Source organism: Streptomyces purpurogeneiscleroticus (assembly GCF_020024005.1).
GTDB lineage: Bacteria > Actinomycetota > Actinomycetes > Streptomycetales > Streptomycetaceae > Streptomyces > Streptomyces purpurogeneiscleroticus.
Genome location: NZ_NHSG01000322.1, coordinates 18,419 through 35,000, shown reverse-complemented (window position 1 = coordinate 35,000; position 16,582 = coordinate 18,419). Strand labels below are relative to the sequence as shown.

The window sequence follows — 16,582 nt, the reverse complement described above, 5'->3', positions numbered from 1 at the left end:
TCCCGCCCGCCGGGCGCCCCGGGCCGCCCCGCGGGCGGGACGGGCCGGAACGGGCGGCAGCTGGCCCTTGAGCGGGCCCCACTCGTTCGGGTCGGGCACGCCCGGCGGGAGCATCTGGCGGCGCTTGGGGCCGCCGTGCTCGGACTCGCCCGGCTCCTTCGCGCCCGGCCACGCCTTGGCGACCCGCGCGGCGAGCACGAAGTCCTTCCGCAGCGGGTGCCCTTCGAAGCCCTCGGGCAGCAACAGCGGCTCGAGGCCCGGGTGGCCCGTGAAGTCCACGCCGAACATCTCGTGCGTCTCGCGCTCGTGCCAGCCCGCGCCCGCGTAGACGCCGACGGCCGTGGGCAGCGCGGCCGCCTCGTGCGGCACGGTGGTCCGTACGAGGAGCCGCCGGATGTCACCGGTACGGGACACGTCGGCGACGTGCGCGCAGATGCGGAACCCGGTGCCGGGCTCGTCGACGGCGCTCAGCCAGTCGAAATACGTGCAGCCCAGGACATCCCGGGCGGCGGTCAGCGCGTCGGTCCAGGCCGCGGCCGGCACGTCCACGGTGAGCAGGCCGTACGCCTCCTCGGCCGTGGCCCCGGTACCGAAGATCCGCTCGGCCGGCTCCGGCAGCCACCCCACGGGTGCCGCGGGCTCGGCCTCAGGAGCGGCCTCGGGCGCGGTCTCAGAAGCAGCGGCGGACGCCCCTTCAGGTGCCGCGGACGCGCCTTCAGGTGCTGCGGGCGTCGCCTCTGGTGCGGGCGTCGCCTCCTCGGGCGTACCCGGCTCGGGCGGCTGGGCCGTCATCGGGTGTCCTCCCCGGTCTGCTCGGACGGCGGCTGCTCGGCGGACGGCTGCTGCCCGGACGACTGCTCATCGGCCGGCTTCCCGGCCCCGGCGGCGGGCGGCGCCGGCGGGGTCACCAGCCCGCTCCGCAGCGCCTTGGCCGACGGCCGGCCCGCGGCCTTGCCGGACTCGCCGTCGCGGCCGTAGCGCTCCGCCAGCGACTCCTGGGCGATCTTCTCCTGGAGCTTGAGGATGCCCTGCAGCAGCGCTTCGGGGCGCGGCGGGCAGCCCGGTACGTACACGTCCACCGGGATGATCTGGTCGACGCCCTTCGTGACGGAGTACGAGTCCCAGTAGGGGCCGCCGCAGTTGGAGCAGGCCCCGAAGGAGATCACGTACTTCGGCTCGGGCATCTGTTCGTACAGCCGCTTCACCGCGGGCGCCATCTTGTCCGTGACCGTGCCGGACACGACCATCAGGTCGGCCTGGCGCGGGCCGGGCGCGAAGGGGATCACGCCGAGCCGGATGAAGTCGTGGCGCGCCATGGACGCGGCGATGAACTCGATCGCGCAGCAGGCGAGCCCGAAGTTGAAGACCCACAGGCTGTAGCGGCGGCCCCAGTTCAGGACCACCTTCATCGGTTCGGGGGCCAGACGGGCCAGTGGGCCGAGGCGGCGCGGCTCGGGCAGGAGCTCGGGGCCCGGCGAGGCTCCGTTGGCCGCGGAGGCGGGGGTCACGTCCATTCCAGGACGCCCTTCTTCCATGCGTAGAGCAGGCCGACAGCGAGGAAGCCGAGGAAGATGAACATCTCCACCAGCGTGATGCCGCCGAAACCAGGTGCGGCGAAGACCGTCGCCCAGGGGAACAGGAAGATCGAGTCGACGGCGAAGATGACGTACAGGAACGCGTACACGTAGTAGCGGACCTGGGTGTGCGCCCAGCCCTCCCCTACGGGGTCCACGCCGCATTCGTACGTGAGCAGTTTCTCGGGTGTGGGCACCACAGGCCGCATCAGGCGTGCGGACCCGAAGGCTACGGCCACGAAGAGCACACCGACCACGGCGATGAGCCCTACGGCCGAATAGCCCTGGAAGTAGTCCGCGGCGCTGATGGTGCGTACGGTCGCGTCCGGCACGTCCGCCCCTCGCTCCCTGACTGCTCGTGTGCAGCGGGCCGCCTCGTACGCGCCGTACGCGCAGGGCCACCCCACTGCAACCGCTTTCGACGAAATTTTTCGACGATCTGTACGGACGGGAGTCTAGGCCCTGCGGGGGCGGGGCCGAGCAGTCCCACCGGCGGGGAGGTGGGGATATCCCCACTTCGCCCCACCTATCCACCCCATGGTCCCGGGCCGCGCGGCCCGGCAAGCTGACCCCCATGACGGTGACTTCCGCCCCGGGCAGGCGCGCCCACGACGACCACGACGATGGATTCGTCCTGGTTCCTCCCCGGCCCAGCTCGCCCCTGACCGCCTGGACCTGGCGCGAGATCACGCACCTGCTGTGCAACCTCCCGCTGAGCGTGGTGGCCTTCGCACTGCTGGTGAGCTGGCTGGCGGCGAGCCTGGGCCTGTCGGTCACGGTCATCGGGCTGCCGCTGCTCGCGCTGGTCCTGGGGGGCTGCCGGCAGTACGGGAGGCTGGAGCGGGCCAGGGCCCGCGCGCTCCTCGGGGTGCGCATCGACGAGCCGAGTCCGCCGCGCGCCCTTGAACGGGGCTTCTTCCCCTGGCTGTGGGCGCGTCTGAAGGACCCGGTCGGCTGGCGGCACGCGCTCTACGTCTTCGTACGGCTGCCCTGGGGCATCTTCAGCTTCGCGCTCACCTTCGTGTCGCTCTTCGTGGCCTGGCCGGTGCTGCCCTGGGTGGCGCGCGGGCTGACGAACGTGGACCGCGCGCTGGTACGGGGGCTGCTGTCGCCCTCGGACGAGCTGGAGCGGCGGATCGCCAAGCTGGAGTCGGGGCGCGGCGCGGTCGTGGACACCGCGGCGGCCGACCTGCGGCGCATCGAGCGTGACCTGCACGATGGTGCGCAGGCCCGGCTCGTGGCGCTCGCCATGGGGCTGGGGCTGGCCAAGGAGAAGCTGCTGGAGGACCCGGACGCGGCGGCACGGATGGTGGACGAGGCGCACGGCGAGGTGAAGCTGGCCCTCCAGGAGCTGCGCGACCTGGCCCGCGGCATCCATCCGGCGATCCTCACCGACCGCGGCCTGGGCCCGGCGCTCTCGGCGCTGGCCGCGCGCTGCACGGTGCCGGTCACCGTGACCGCGGACCTCGGCAGCCGCCCCGCGCCGGCCATCGAGGGCATCGCGTACTTCACGGTCTCCGAGCTGCTGCAGAACATCTCCAAGCACGCGCAGGCGCGCAGCGCGTCGGTGGACGTCTGGAGGGCCGAGGACCGGCTGCTCATACAGGTGCGCGACGACGGACGCGGGGGCGCACGGACGGCCGCTGGCGGCGGGCTGGCCGGTCTGGCCGAGCGGCTCGGCTCGGTCGACGGGCTGTTCGTCCTCGACTCGCCGACGGGCGGGCCGACGCAGGTCACGGCCGAGCTGCCGTGGCGCAGCGCGCCGTAGCGGGCGCTGCCCCCGGAGGCGGGCGCGCCGCCTGAAGGGGGCCGCCCGCGAGGTGGGGAAAACCCGAGGGTCAAGACACCGACCGGCTCCATGTCCGGTACGGCCCGGAACGGAGAGGCTGAACACCATGGACACCGCATACGGTTCGCCGTCCCCCGCGCCGCGTGCCCCGCGCGCCTCCGAAGGTCCCGGCCCGCACCGCGTCCCCTTCGTGCTGCGCGCTCCCTTCTCCGGCCGGACCTGGCGGGAGTTCCTCCACCTGCTGCTCAGCCTGCCGATCGCCATCGTGATGTTCACCTACGCCGTCACGATGACGTCGCTCGGCGCCGGCCTGCTGATCACGTTCCTCGGCATACCCGTGCTGGCCGCCGGCCTCGTCGGCTGCCGCGGTCTCGGCGCACTGGAGCGCGCGCGGGCGCGCGCCCTGCTCGGCCTGGACGTGCGCGCCCCCGAGCCGATCCGCGCCACCAGGCCGAGCCCGATCGGCCTGATCAGCGGGGTACTGAAGAGCGGCGCGTCCTGGCGGCACCTCCTGTACTGCCTGCTGCACTTCCCCTGGGCGGTCTTCGCGTTCACCGTCTCGGTGACGCTCTGGTCGCTCGGCTGGGGCCTGCTCACGTATCCGCTGTGGCGCTGGACCTTCCCGATGTACCTCGGCCAGGACGGCATCCAGCTGTACGGGGACGAGACGCACGGCTTCTATCTGGACACCCCCTTCGAGATGGCCATGACCAGCGTCATCGGGCTGCTGTTCGTGCTGGTCTGGGGCGGGGCCGTGCGCGGCCTCGGCCAGGTGGACCGGCTGCTGGTACACGGGCTGCTGGGTCCGTCCCGGCTGGCCGGCCGGGTGTCGGAACTGGAGTCGGACCGTACGGCGGTGTCCGAGACCGCGGCCGCCGACCTGCGGCGGATAGAGCGCGATCTGCACGACGGGGCGCAGGCCCGGCTCGTCGCGCTCGCCATGGATCTGGGGCTCGCCAGGGAGAAGCTGCAGGAGGATCCGGAGGCCGCCGCCCGCATGGTGGACGAGGCGCACGGCGAGGTGAAGATCGCGCTCCAGGAGCTGCGCGACCTGGCCCGCGGCATCCACCCGGCGATCCTCACCGACCGCGGTCTGGACCCGGCGCTCTCCGCGCTCGCCGCGCGCTGCGCGGTGCCGGTGCGGGTCAGCGTGGACCTGCCTGCGCGGCCCGCCGCCGCGATCGAGGGCATCGCGTACTTCACGGTCTCCGAGCTGCTGCGGAACGTCTCCGAGCACGCGCGGGCGAGCAGCGCGTCGGTGGATGTGTGGCGGTCCGGGGACCGGCTGATGGTGCTGGTCTCCGACAACGGCCGCGGCGGCGCGCACACCGGCCCCGGCAGCGGACTGTCCGGCCTGGCCGAGCGCCTGGACGCGGTGGACGGACTCCTGCTGATCGACTCCCCGGCAGGCGGCCCCACGACGATCACAGCGGAACTGCCCTGGCGCGACTGACGACCGGCGGGCGAGCGACCACTGGCACCCGGCGACCGGGGCCCGGCGGAGACTGCGGGGCGGAGCGCTGCGGAGGCCACCGGGGAGCGCTCCCGGCGTCTCCGGCGGTGTCTCCGGCGGCCTCTCCGACGGCGTCTCCGTCGATCGTCGTATCGGGCCTGGCACGTGGCGATCCCGCAGGTCCGCGCGGGGGTCTCGTGGGCATCCACAACCGGCCATTTCGAGTTATCCACAACCCGCACGGTGATCCGACGCGCGCGTCCGAATCCTGGGATGCTGAAGAGCGTCGAACCGAGAACGGGTGGGGGAGCCGAAGATCGTGGAGAACAGCGTGCGGGTGGTCATCGCCGAGGATTCAGTGCTGCTGAGAGAGGGCCTGACGCGGCTGCTGACCGATCGGGGGCATGAGGTCGTCGCCGGAGTGGGCGACGCGGAGACGCTGATCAAGGCCATCGGGGAGCTGGCCGAGGAGGGGGCGTTGCCGGATGTGGTCGTCGCGGACGTCCGCATGCCGCCGACGCACACGGACGAGGGGGTGCGCGCCGCGGTCCGGCTGCGCCGGGACCACCCCGACCTGGGCGTGCTGGTGCTGTCGCAGTACGTCGAGGAGGAGTACGCGACGGAGCTGCTGGCCGGTTCGAGCCGGGGCGTCGGCTATCTGCTCAAGGACCGGGTAGCAGAAGTCCGTGAGTTCGTCGACGCGGTGGTACGGGTCGCGGAGGGCGGCACGGCGCTCGACCCGGAGGTCGTCGCCCAGTTGCTGGGCCGCAGCCGTAAGCAGGACGTACTGGCCGGCCTCACCCCGCGGGAGCGCGAGGTGCTGGGACTGATGGCCGAGGGACGGACGAACTCCGCGATAGCCCGGCAGCTGGTGGTGAGCGACGGTGCGGTGGAGAAGCACGTCAGCAACATCTTCCTGAAGCTCGGCCTGGCCCCGAGTGACGGGGATCACCGACGTGTGCTTGCAGTACTCACCTACCTCAACTCCTGATCACCTGACACCCTTTCAGTCGAGGACGCCGGTGCGGGGCGTCACCCCGGCGCGGAGTACGGAGCGCTGAACCAGCGTTGAAGCACGGAGTGTCCTACAGAAGAAGCCGCGGGGGGCGGATGATTCATGGCGAAATACGACAGAGCGGCATTTCGCTCGCGCGTCCACCATGTGAGCACGGCGTCTCACGTTCACGTCCAGCATGTGATCGCCTCAAGGAAGGCGACCCTTACCCACGTACGATGGTCATGGGACGACAGGTCCGCACGGTGCGTCCCGGATTCCCTGCCCACGGCGGGGACACCCCAGGCCCTGAGGGAGGTCCGAAGCAGTGACCAGCCAGGTCAGTAGCCCAGCCGACAAGACCGACGGTGCGCTCGCAGGGGAACGGTCGTGTACCCCTGCGACGGAGAACGGCGCCGGCAAGGAGGTCCGCCGGCTGGACCGGGTGATCATCCGGTTCGCGGGCGACTCCGGTGACGGTATGCAGCTCACGGGTGACCGGTTCACTTCCGAAACGGCCTCGTTCGGCAACGACCTGTCGACCCTGCCGAACTTTCCCGCCGAGATCCGGGCCCCCGCCGGCACGCTGCCCGGCGTGTCCAGCTTCCAGCTGCACTTCGCCGACCACGACATCCTCACGCCCGGTGACGCGCCCAACGTCCTGGTCGCGATGAACCCGGCGGCGCTGAAGGCCAACCTCGCGGACGTGCCGCGCGGCGCGGACATCATCGTGAACACCGATGAGTTCACCAAGCGCCCGATGGCGAAGGTCGGATACGCCACCAGCCCGCTGGAGGACGGCTCGCTGGAGGCGTACAACGTCCATCCGGTGCCGCTGACGACGCTGACGATCGAGGCGCTGAAGGACTTCGGCCTGTCCCGGAAGGAGGCCGAGCGCTCCAAGAACATGTTCGCGCTGGGCCTGCTGTCGTGGATGTACCACCGTCCGACGGAGAGCACCGAGGCGTTCCTGCGGCAGAAGTTCGCCAAGAAGCCGGACATCGCCGAGGCGAATGTGGCCGCCTTCCGGGCGGGCTGGAACTTCGGCGAGACCACCGAGGACTTCGCGGTCTCCTACGAGGTGGCGCCGGCGACGAAGGCGTTCCCGACGGGCACGTACCGCAACATCTCGGGCAATCTGGCGCTGTCCTACGGCCTGGTGGCCGCGGGCCGCCAGGCGGACCTGCCGCTCTACCTCGGCTCGTACCCGATCACCCCGGCCTCCGACATCCTGCACGAGCTGTCCAAGCACAAGAACTTCGGCGTGCGGACGTTCCAGGCGGAGGACGAGATCGCGGGCATCGGCGCCGCGCTGGGCGCGGCGTTCGGCGGCTCGCTCGCGGTGACCACCACCTCCGGCCCCGGTGTCGCGCTGAAGTCGGAGACGATCGGCCTGGCCGTCTCCCTGGAACTGCCGCTGCTGATCGTGGACATCCAGCGCGGTGGCCCCTCGACGGGTCTGCCCACCAAGACCGAGCAGGCCGACCTGCTGCAGGCGATGTACGGGCGCAACGGCGAGGCGCCGGTGCCGATCGTCGCGCCGAAGACTCCGGCGGACTGCTTCGACGCGGCGCTGGACGCGGCCCGTATCGCGCTGACGTACCGCACGCCGGTCTTCCTGCTCTCCGACGGTTACCTGGCCAACGGCTCCGAGCCCTGGCGCATCCCGGAGGTCGACGAACTGCCGGACCTGCGCGTGCAGTTCGCCACCTCGGCCAACCACGAGCTGGCGGACGGCACCGAGGTCTTCTGGCCGTACAAGCGCGATGCGCAGACCCTGGCCCGCCCCTGGGCGGTGCCCGGCACTCCGGGTCTGGAGCACCGCATCGGCGGCATCGAGAAGCAGGACGGCACGGGCAACATCTCCTACGACCCGGCCAACCACGACTTCATGGTCCGCACTCGCCAGGCCAAGATCGACGGCATCGAGGTCCCGGACCTGGAGGTCGACGACCCGTCAGGTGACGCCGACACCCTGGTCATCGGCTGGGGTTCGACGTACGGCCCGATCACCGCGGCCGTGCGCCGGGTGCGCCGCGCGGGCGGGCAGATCGCCCAGGCGCATCTGCGCCACCTCAACCCGTTCCCGGGGAATCTCGGTGCGGTGCTGGGGCGTTACGACAAGGTGGTCGTCCCCGAGATGAATCTGGGTCAGCTCGCGACGCTGTTGCGGGCCAAGTTCCTCGTGGACGCCCAGTCGCACACCCAGGTCAGCGGGATGCCCTTCAAGGCAGAGCAGCTCGCCGCCCACCTCGAAGAGGTAATGAAGCAGGGCCCGAAGGAGGCCATCAATGACTGAGACGATCGCGGAGGGTGCGGCGCAGATCGAGGCGCTTTCCCTGGTGCCCAAGGCCGAGGCCAAGCAGTCCATGAAGGACTTCAAGTCCGATCAGGAAGTGCGCTGGTGCCCCGGCTGCGGCGACTACGCCGTCCTCGCCGCCGTGCAGGGCTTCATGCCCGAGCTCGGCCTGGCGAAGGAGAACATCGTCTTCGTCTCCGGCATCGGCTGTTCCTCCCGCTTCCCGTACTACATGAACACCTACGGGATGCACTCCATCCACGGCCGCGCCCCGGCCATCGCCACGGGCCTGGCCTCCTCGCGGCGCGACCTGTCGGTGTGGGTGGTCACCGGTGACGGCGACGCGCTCTCCATCGGCGGCAACCACCTCATCCACGCCCTGCGCCGCAACGTCAACCTCAAGATCCTGCTTTTCAACAACCGGATCTACGGGCTGACCAAGGGCCAGTACTCGCCCACCTCCGAGGTCGGCAAGATCACCAAGTCGACGCCGATGGGCTCGCTGGACGCGCCCTTCAATCCGGTCTCGCTGGCGATCGGCGCCGAGGCGTCCTTCGTCGCGCGCACCGTCGACTCCGACCGCAAGCACCTGACGAGCGTGCTGCGCCAGGCCGCGGCACACCCCGGCACGGCGCTGGTGGAGATCTACCAGAACTGCAACATCTTCAACGACGGCGCGTTCGAGGCGCTCAAGGACAAGGAGAAGGCCCAGGAGGCCGTCATCCGCCTGGAGCACGGGCAGCCGATCCGGTTCGGCGCGCCCGCCGAGGACGGTCTCGGCTCCAAGGGCGTCGTCCGCGACCCGGCCACGGGCGATCTGCGGATCATCGACGTCACGCAGGAGGGGACCGCCGGCGTGCTGGTGCACGACGCGCACAACCCCTCGCCCACCACGGCGTTCGCGCTGTCCCGGCTCGCCGACCCCGACACCCTGCACCACACCCCCATCGGTGTGCTGCGCAGCGTGGACCGGCCGGTGTACGACACCTTGATGTCCGACCAGCTGGACGCCGCCATCGAGCAGAAGGGCAAGGGCGACCTCGCCACCCTGCTCGCCGGCAACGACACCTGGACGGTCGTCGGCTGACGCCCCGGGCGGCCCTGGCCGCCACCCTCTCTCCCGGCTGCCCGGGACCGGCCTGCGGGTCCGGTCCCGGGCAGCCGTACGTGTACCGCCGCCGCCCGCCGCCCCACCGCCCTGCCCGGTTCCGGATACGTAACCACCGTATTTGAAATACGGGCATGACATCCGAGGTCGGCGGCGTTACCTTCGGAGAGTTCATGGCGTCGCGCCGACGCCCGCCCTTGCCGCGCCGCGCCGACGCCCGCCCGCTCCAGGAGGACCCCCTTGCCGTCACCGTCCGACCAGCGCACCGGCCTGGCCTACGGCTTCCTGGCGTACGGCCTGTGGGGCTTCCTCCCCCTCTACTGGCACCTGCTGTCCGCCGCCTCCCCCACCGAGATCCTGGCCAGCCGCATGGCCTGGTCGCTGCCGGTGGCCCTGGTCTTCCTGCTCGCGCTGCGCCGCTGGTCCTGGATACGCCCGCTGCTGCGGCAGCCGAAGCGGCTCGGCCTGGTCGTGGTCGCGGCCGCCGTCATCTCGGTCAACTGGTACCTCTACATCTGGGCGGTCAACTCCGGTCATGTACTGGAGGCGTCCCTCGGGTACTTCATCAACCCGCTGGTCAGCATCGCCTTCGGAGTGATCTTCCTGCGCGAGCGGCTGCGCCCGCTGCAGTGGGCCGCGGTGGGCGTCGGCACGCTGGCGGTGGTCGTGATGGCCGCGGCGTACGGCCGGGTGCCCTGGATCGCACTCGCGCTCGCCTTCACCTTCGCCACGTACAGCCTGGTGAAGAAGGGGATCAAGCTCGGCGGTATCGAGGGCTTCAGCGTGGAGACGGTGATCCAGTTCCTGCCCGCGCTGGCCTGCCTGATCGTCCTCGGCGTACGCGGCGAGTCCAGCTTCGTCAGCGGCGGCATCGGTCAGGCCGCGCTGCTCGCGGGCTGCGGCCTCGCCACCGCGCTGCCGCTCATCGCCTTCGGCGCGTCCGCCGTCCGGCTGCCGCTGTCGGTGCTCGGCATGCTCCAGTACCTCGCGCCGACCTTCCAGTTCATCCTCGGCCTCACCGTCTTCCACGAGGCCATGCCGCCCGAGCGCTGGGCGGGCTTCGCCCTCGTATGGCTGGCGCTCGCCGTGCTGACCTGGGACGCGCTGCGCACGGCGCGGGCGTCCCGGGCCGCTGCCCGGACGGCGCCCGCTTCTCAGGCCGTGATGTCGCGGGTCGTGAAGCGGGCCCAGGCCGCCGAGCCGAAGACCAGCGCGTAGACCGCCTGGAGGCCGAGGTTGCGGCGGATGTCGTCCCAGTAGACCGGGTCGCGCAGCAGGTCGGCGAAGCTCAGCCAGTAGTGCGGGAAGAGGTACGGCTGGACGGCGTGCAGCTGCGGGAGGGCGTTCAGGATCTGCACGGTGATCACCACGCCCACGGTCATCGCCATGGCCGCGATGCCGCTCCCGGTGAGCGTGGAGACGAACAGCCCCAGTGCGGCCACGCCGATCAGCGAGAGGGCGACCACGCCCGCGACGGCGAGCGCCCTCAGCAGCCCCTCGGCGAGCGGCACGGCCGTCCCCGACAGCAGCGTGACCTCGCCCAGCCCGAACAGCAGCGCGCCGACGGCCAGCGCGGACGCCGCCACGACCAGGGTCGCCACCAGGCAGAACACCAGCGTGCTCGCGTACTTGACGAGCAGCAGCCGGGTCCGCCCGGCCGGGGCGACGAGCAGGTAGCGCAGCGTTCCGGCGCCCGCCTCGCCCGCGATCGCATCCCCGGCGACCACGCCGAGCGCCATCGGCAGGAACACCGGCAACGTGGCCGCGAGGGAGGTGAAGACCAGGAAGAGCCCGTTGTTGGTGACCAGTGAGACGAAGGCCGGGCCGCCATCGGACCCGCCGTCCCCGGTCTGGACGCGGACGGCGATCCCGACCAGTACCGGTACCAGGGCCAGCACGGCGAGCAGGACGAGGGTGCGGCGGCGCCGGAACGTCATGCCGATCTCGTTGCGCAGCAGCCCGAGCGTCCACAGCGGACTCGGCCCCCGTGACACCACGGTCCCGCCCACCGTCTCAGCCCGCGACATCGAAGCCCTCCCCCGTCAGTGCCACGAAGACGTCCTCCAGCGAGGCGCGTTCGGTCCCGAAGGCGCGGACGCGTACGCCGGCCGCGACGAGCGCGGCGTTCAGGTCGGCCGGATCCAGCTCCCCGCCCACGACGGCCGAATCCGGTCCCCCGACCGCGTCGGCCGGATCCAGTGGCCCCGGCGGCAGCTCCCCCGTCACCCGACCCTCGCCCATTACGAGGTCGGACAGCCCGTGTTCCTTGAGCACCCGGGCCGCTTCCGCGGTGTCCGGGGTCGTGACGGCCAACCGGCCGCGGGCGCCGGCCGCGAGCTCCGCCACCGTGCCCTGGGCGATCAGCCGGCCGCGGGACATCACGGCGGCGTGCGTGCAGACCTGTTCGATCTCGTCCAGGAGGTGCGAGGAGAGGAAGACGGTCGTGCCGTCGGCGGCCAGCTCGCGCACCAGGCCGCGGATCTCCCGCATGCCCTGCGGGTCCAGGCCGTTGGTCGGCTCGTCCAGGACCAGCAGCTCGCGGGGGCGGAGCAGGGCGGCGGCCAGCCCGAGCCGCTGCTTCATGCCGAGGGAGTACGCGCGGGCCTTCTTGCCCGCCGCGGCCGCCAGGCCCACGCGTTCCAGCGCCGCGGTCACCCGCGCGGCCCGGGTGCGGGGATCGGCGGTCGGGTCGGCGGCGTCGTACCGCAGCAGGTTGGCCCGCCCGGTGAGGAAGCCGTACAGGGCCGGGCCCTCGATGAGCGCGCCGACCCGGGGCAGCACCCGCCGCGCGGCGCCGGGCATCGGCTCGCCGAGCAGCCGGGCGCCGCCCGCCGTCGGCTCGATCAGGCCCATCAGCATCCGGATCGTGGTGGTCTTGCCCGAGCCGTTGGGGCCGAGGAAGCCGAAGATGCTGCCGGGCGGCACGGACAGGTCGAGCCCGTCCACGGCCGGCGGCCCGCTCCCGTACCTCTTGGTCAGGCCGTGCGTCTCGATGACGGGCGCACCGGGACGCGCTCCGTCCTCCCCCGCCGACGACGGTGGCGCCATGCGCTCCCCCACTGTGTGCCGGGACTCCGTACCGGGCCGCGCTGCGGTACGGCGGCCGGTGACCGCCGTACCGCCGCCGCGCTCACTTCTCCGCGTTCGCCGCCTTGACCAGCGACTGCCGGTCGACGGCGCCGACGTAGACCGTGCCGTCGTCCGTCACCAGGGCGTTGACCAGGCGTGTACTGAAGAGCTGGCCCGAGCCGAAGCTGCCGGTCACCTTCTCGCCCAGGGAGTCCAGGAACTTGGCGGCGTCGCCCGCGGGGACGCCTGCCTTCTGCCCCGTGGCCCCTTCCTTGTCCTGGCCGGCCTTGCCCGGGGCCGCGCCGGCGCCCTCGATCTTCGCGATCGCGGTCCAGCCGTGGCCGATGACGTCCAGGCCGCCGCCGTCCCCGGCCCGCGCCTCGCCCAGACCGTGCGGCAGCCCACCGGGCAGGCCCTTCGCGAGGTCCCCGGCCGCCTCGTCGTGCCGCTGCGTGCTGACCCGGTCGCCTTCGATGATCTTCGCGCCCTTGGGCGGCGCGAAGGCGAAGGTGTCCGCCGCGGGCTTGGCGAAGTCGACCGAGGTGAACCCGGCCTCCAGGGCCGGTGCGCCACCGCTCTTCGGCGTCAGCGTGAAGCGCAGCGGTACGCCGTTCTGCGCGTCCACCGCGATGCGCACGGAACCGACCGTCGAGCCGGCCTGCTTGGGCTTGACCAGCAGCTGGTAGGCGTCCCGCCCGGCGACCTTGGCGGTGCCGTCGACGGTGACCGACGTGGTGTCACCGGCCGCGTCGAGGACGTGCCCGGCGAGTTCCTGCGGGGTGACGTCGCCCAGGCCCTTCAGCCGGTCGCCCTTCTTCGCGCTGTCCGACTCCGGGCCGGTGGCGCGGAATGCGGTGTTGCTGCCGCTGTCGTACCCCCACACCTTTTCGCCGTCGCGGACCAGGCTGTACTCGGCGGCCTTGTCGATGACGGACACCCGCTGCCGGTCGGGTCCGTCGGCGGCGACCCGCAGCGTGTGCGTGCCGGACGCCAGCTCCATGAGCTTGTCCTTGGGATCGGCGGACGCGCCGCCCTTGTCCTGGCCGGAGCCCAGCGCTCCCGCGTCCATGCCGCCGGGCAGTTCCGGCAGTCCGAGGTCGGTGCTGGTCCGTACCGTGCCGGACAGCTGCTGCACGTCCGACGCCGCTACCTTCGCGATCAGGTCCTGCGCGGATATCTCCGGCAGGTCGGGTTCGCCGGCTCCGGCGAACGCGGGGACCAGCCCGATCGTCGCCGCCGCCACCCCCGCCACTGCTACGGGGACGCCGTACCGGATCGCCTTGCGGCGGCCCGTGCGCTTCCCCCCGTCGTCCCATTCGCCGGTGACCCGTGACGCTTCGTTCCGTGGCATGTGCCTCTACCTCCGTCGTAGGCGGCGGTCTCAACGCAACGCACTCGTCCACACCTCGGGCTCATTGTGTCCCGCTCCGCCATGGCGTGGTGCTGTCAATGCCACCAAATCCGCCAGCAAGAAGCGTCAGCCCCGGGTCCGGAACGTGTACTGCTGAAGGATGAGACGACCCTGAGGCGGAGCGGCCCCGGCATGCCTCAGCCCGCCCGGTGCACCACCGCGTCGCACAGCTCCTGGAGCGCGGCCTTCGCCGCGCAGTCCGGGAGCGGGGCCAGCGTCGCGCGGGCCTCCTCGGCGTACCGGATGGTGTCGCGCCGGGCCTGCCGCAGGGCGGCGTGGGCGCGCAGTCCGGCCAGTGCCTCGGCGTGCCGGGCGTCGTCGGTGAGGTCCTGGTCCAGGAGGGCGGCCAGCGCGCGGTCCTCGTCGGTGGCCGCGTCGGAGGCGGCGAGCGCGCGGAGGTGCAGGACCGGCAGGGTCGGGACGCCCTCGCGCAGGTCGGTGCCGGGCGTCTTGCCGGACTCGGTGGAGTCGCTGGCGATGTCCAGGACGTCGTCGGCGAGCTGGAAGGCGGTACCCAGGCGCTCGCCGTACTGCGTGAGGATGTCGACCGTGGCCTCGTCGGCGCCGGACATCATCGCGCCGAAGCGGCCGGCGACGGCGATCAGCGAGCCGGTCTTGCCGGCGATGACGTCGAGGTAGTGCTCGACCGGGGCACGGCCGTCGCGCGGCCCCGCGGTCTCCAGGATCTGGCCGGTCACCAGCCGTTCGAACGCCTCGGCCTGGATGCGGACCGCCTCCGGACCCAGGTCGGCCAGCGTGTGCGAGGCGCGCGCGAAGAGGAAGTCGCCGGTCAGGACGGCCAGCGAGTTGCCCCAGCGGGCGTTGGCGCTCGCCACCCCGCGGCGCACCTCGGCCTCGTCCATGACGTCGTCGTGGTACAGCGTCGCCAGGTGCGTCAGCTCCACGACGACGGCCGAGGGCACGATGCCCGGCGCGTGCGGGTCACCGAACTGGGCGGCCAGCATCACCAGCAGCGGCCGGAAGCGCTTGCCGCCCGCGCGGACGAGATGCTGCGCGGCGTCGGTGATGAACGGCACGCCGCTCTTGGTGGCCTCCAGCAGGCCCTCCTCGACAGCAGCCAACCCGGCCTGGACATCGGCCTCAAGAGCCTGGTCCCGCACGCTCAGCCCGAAGGGCCCGACGACGGTCACGAGGGTTACTCCTGTCTGCTGACGATCAAACGGATTGTCGATCTGTCGCTGTCTCCACCATTGGCCAGCGTATCCGGTCCCAGTTCGATCACCATGAGCGCCCGCCCGTCTACCGCCCCCGGCGGCCGAGCGGGCAGCGCCGCACCATGGCCCGCTATGTTCTTGATCACCGAGCGTCGCGGGTTTTGCACCCGGAGGAACGGACAGCAGAAGCAAGCTGAATTCCTCGAGTCCCAGGAGTAACACCCGTGTCCGGACCACCGCACTCTCGCGACGATCATTCCTTCCTCGGCCACCCGCGCGGCCTGCTGACCCTCTCGGGCCTGGAGGTCTGGGAGCGGTTCTCCTTCCTCGGCATGCAGGCCATCCTGGTGCTGTACTTCGCCGATCAGGTCGCGAACGGCGGCCTGGGCATGGCGGAGAACACCGCGGCGTCGGTCACCGCCGCCTACGGCACCCTGGTCTACCTCGTCTCGGTCGCCGGCGGCTGGCTCGCGGACCGGATGCTCGGGTCCTACCGCGCGGTCCTGTGGGGCGGCGTCCTGATCGCCTGCGGCCACTACTCCATGGCCGTGCCCACCGCGGCCATGACCTGGGTGGGCCTGGGCCTGATCATCGCGGGCACGGGGCTGTTGAAGCCGAACGTCTCGACCATGGTCGGCAAGCTCTACGCGACCGAGGACGAGCGCCGGGACGCGGGCTTCGCGCTGTACTACATGGGCATCAACATCGGCGCCTTCCTCGCCCCGCTGGTCATCGGCTGGCTGGGCCAGAAGCAGGGCTGGCACTGGGGCTTTTCGGCCGCCGCGATCGGCATGACGCTGGGCCTGATCCAGTACATCGTGGGCCGCAAGGGCCTCGCGGGCCGCAAGCACAGCGCCGAATTCGCCCTGCCGCAGGCCGCGATGCGCCGCGCGACCTGGCTGATATCCGGCGGCTGCGTGCTGGTCGCCGCCGTCGCCACGGGCCTGGCCCTGGCCGGGTGGCTGACCATGGACCGCACCGTGGACGTGCTGACCGTGGTCTCGGTGATCGCGCCCGTCGCGTACTTCGTGGTGATGTTCCGCAGCCCCCGGGTCAGCGCCGAGGAACGCGGCCGGCTCCGCCCCTACCTCGTGCTCTTCGCCGCCTCGGTGGTCTTCAACTTCGTGCTCTTCCAGTCGTACTCGACGATGACGCTGCTGGCCGCGAGCCATGCGGACACCGAGATCTTCGGCTGGGAGTTCCCCTCGACCTGGTACGGCTCCGTCCTCGGCGGCGCCGAAGTGCTGCTCGCGCCGGTCGTCGCGGCGGTCTGGGTCAAGCTGGGCCGCCGCCAGCCGCACGCCTCGCACAAGATCGCGTACGGCGTGATCCTGGGCGGCCTGTCCTTCCTCGTCATGGTCCCCGCGACGCACGGCCAGACCGGCGACTGGAAGATGGCCGCCTGGTGGCTCCTGATCTCGTTCGTGCTGCTCGGCCTCGGCGACATCCTGCTGGAGACCACCGGCATGTCCGCGACGACCAAGCTCGCGCCCGCCGCCTTCGCCAGCCAGACGATGGCCCTGTGGTTCCTCTCCCTCGCCCTGGCCAACGGCATCCAGGCCCAGGTCGTGAAGTACTTCGGCGAGATCGCCAACGACCTGTACTTCGGCCTCAACGGCGGCTTCGCGGTCGTCGTGGGCCTCGCGGTGATCGCCGCCGGACCCTGGCTGCGCCGCACCATGCACCCCGTTCACTGACCCCCCTGGACCG

At 71.8% G+C, this 16,582-nt stretch carries 14 protein-coding genes; 7 read left to right on the top strand and 7 right to left on the bottom strand.

Going from position 1 to position 16,582, the window contains the following annotated elements:
- From CCS38_RS21085 to CCS38_RS21075, 3 genes are all read right to left on the bottom strand, one after another.
- On the bottom strand, positions 1 to 792 hold a 792-nt coding region (locus CCS38_RS21085; protein WP_223734870.1), incomplete at its 3' end, for an NADH-quinone oxidoreductase subunit C.
- A complete protein-coding gene (locus tag CCS38_RS21080) occupies positions 789 to 1,514 on the bottom strand; it encodes an NADH-quinone oxidoreductase subunit B (RefSeq protein WP_223734869.1) in 726 nt (241 codons plus the stop codon). The genes CCS38_RS21085 and CCS38_RS21080, both read right to left, overlap by 4 nt.
- Complete coding sequence (locus tag CCS38_RS21075; protein WP_223734868.1) at positions 1,505 to 1,906, bottom strand: NADH-quinone oxidoreductase subunit A; 402 nt, start codon at positions 1,904 to 1,906, stop codon at positions 1,505 to 1,507. Before CCS38_RS21075 ends, CCS38_RS21080 begins: the two co-directional genes overlap by 10 nt.
- Before the next feature lie 242 nt (positions 1,907 to 2,148).
- Between CCS38_RS21075 and CCS38_RS21070 the strand changes: the two genes are divergently transcribed.
- The 6 genes from CCS38_RS21070 (at position 2,149) to rarD (ending at position 10,435) form a co-directional block, all read left to right on the top strand.
- Positions 2,149 to 3,342 (top strand): sensor histidine kinase, encoded by a 1,194-nt coding sequence (locus CCS38_RS21070; protein ID WP_223734867.1) that lies wholly within the window; start codon positions 2,149 to 2,151, stop codon positions 3,340 to 3,342.
- A 127-nt stretch (positions 3,343 to 3,469) separates the two neighbouring features.
- Positions 3,470 to 4,816, top strand: coding sequence for a sensor histidine kinase (locus CCS38_RS21065; protein WP_223734866.1), 1,347 nt, complete (start codon positions 3,470 to 3,472; stop codon positions 4,814 to 4,816).
- 331 nt (positions 4,817 to 5,147) lie between these two features.
- Entirely contained in the window at positions 5,148 to 5,807 is a 660-nt protein-coding gene (locus CCS38_RS21060; RefSeq protein ID WP_223734872.1) for a response regulator transcription factor, read from the top strand.
- A gap of 331 nt (positions 5,808 to 6,138) precedes the next feature.
- Complete coding sequence (locus CCS38_RS21055) at positions 6,139 to 8,109, top strand: 2-oxoacid:acceptor oxidoreductase subunit alpha (protein WP_223734865.1); 1,971 nt, start codon at positions 6,139 to 6,141, stop codon at positions 8,107 to 8,109.
- Positions 8,102 to 9,196 carry a 2-oxoacid:ferredoxin oxidoreductase subunit beta gene (locus tag CCS38_RS21050; RefSeq protein ID WP_031050854.1) on the top strand — a complete coding sequence of 365 codons (1,095 nt, stop codon included), beginning with the start codon at positions 8,102 to 8,104 and terminating at the stop codon, positions 9,194 to 9,196. Before CCS38_RS21055 ends, CCS38_RS21050 begins: the two co-directional genes overlap by 8 nt.
- A 261-nt stretch (positions 9,197 to 9,457) precedes the next feature.
- Positions 9,458 to 10,435 (top strand): EamA family transporter RarD, encoded by a 978-nt coding sequence (gene rarD, locus CCS38_RS21045; protein ID WP_223734864.1) that lies wholly within the window; start codon positions 9,458 to 9,460, stop codon positions 10,433 to 10,435.
- Here the strand turns inward: rarD and CCS38_RS21040 are convergent.
- From CCS38_RS21040 to CCS38_RS21025, 4 genes are all read right to left on the bottom strand, one after another.
- Positions 10,372 to 11,244, bottom strand: a complete 873-nt coding sequence (locus CCS38_RS21040) for an ABC transporter permease (RefSeq protein WP_223734863.1) — start codon at positions 11,242 to 11,244, stop codon at positions 10,372 to 10,374. The genes rarD and CCS38_RS21040 overlap by 64 nt on opposite strands.
- Positions 11,231 to 12,265: an ABC transporter ATP-binding protein gene (locus CCS38_RS21035; RefSeq protein WP_223734862.1), complete on the bottom strand. Its 1,035-nt coding sequence runs from the start codon at positions 12,263 to 12,265 to the stop codon at positions 11,231 to 11,233. Before CCS38_RS21035 ends, CCS38_RS21040 begins: the two co-directional genes overlap by 14 nt.
- An 82-nt stretch (positions 12,266 to 12,347) precedes the next feature.
- Positions 12,348 to 13,637: a LolA family protein gene (locus CCS38_RS21030; protein ID WP_223734861.1), complete on the bottom strand. Its 1,290-nt coding sequence runs from the start codon at positions 13,635 to 13,637 to the stop codon at positions 12,348 to 12,350.
- Between the two features lie 197 nt (positions 13,638 to 13,834).
- Positions 13,835 to 14,848: a polyprenyl synthetase family protein gene (locus CCS38_RS21025; protein WP_223734860.1), complete on the bottom strand. Its 1,014-nt coding sequence runs from the start codon at positions 14,846 to 14,848 to the stop codon at positions 13,835 to 13,837.
- A 248-nt stretch (positions 14,849 to 15,096) separates the two neighbouring features.
- On the opposite strand from CCS38_RS21025, the gene CCS38_RS21020 reads away from it, so the two are divergent.
- Entirely contained in the window at positions 15,097 to 16,569 is a 1,473-nt protein-coding gene (locus tag CCS38_RS21020) for a peptide MFS transporter (protein WP_223734859.1), read from the top strand.
- Positions 16,570 to 16,582: the final 13 nt, after the last annotated feature.

Excerpts from the sequence above, each read along its gene's own strand:
- CCS38_RS21040 (WP_223734863.1), bottom strand. The coding sequence starts at position 11,244 with ATGTCGCGGGCTGAGACGGTGGGCGGGACCGTGGTGTCACGGGGGCCG.
- CCS38_RS21030 (WP_223734861.1), bottom strand. The coding sequence starts at position 13,637 with ATGCCACGGAACGAAGCGTCACGGGTCACCGGCGAATGGGACGACGGG.
- CCS38_RS21070 (WP_223734867.1), top strand. The coding sequence starts at position 2,149 with ATGACGGTGACTTCCGCCCCGGGCAGGCGCGCCCACGACGACCACGAC.
- CCS38_RS21080 (WP_223734869.1), bottom strand. The coding sequence starts at position 1,514 with ATGGACGTGACCCCCGCCTCCGCGGCCAACGGAGCCTCGCCGGGCCCC.
- CCS38_RS21050 (WP_031050854.1), top strand. The coding sequence starts at position 8,102 with ATGACTGAGACGATCGCGGAGGGTGCGGCGCAGATCGAGGCGCTTTCC.
- CCS38_RS21035 (WP_223734862.1), bottom strand. The coding sequence starts at position 12,265 with ATGGCGCCACCGTCGTCGGCGGGGGAGGACGGAGCGCGTCCCGGTGCG.
- CCS38_RS21065 (WP_223734866.1), top strand. The coding sequence starts at position 3,470 with ATGGACACCGCATACGGTTCGCCGTCCCCCGCGCCGCGTGCCCCGCGC.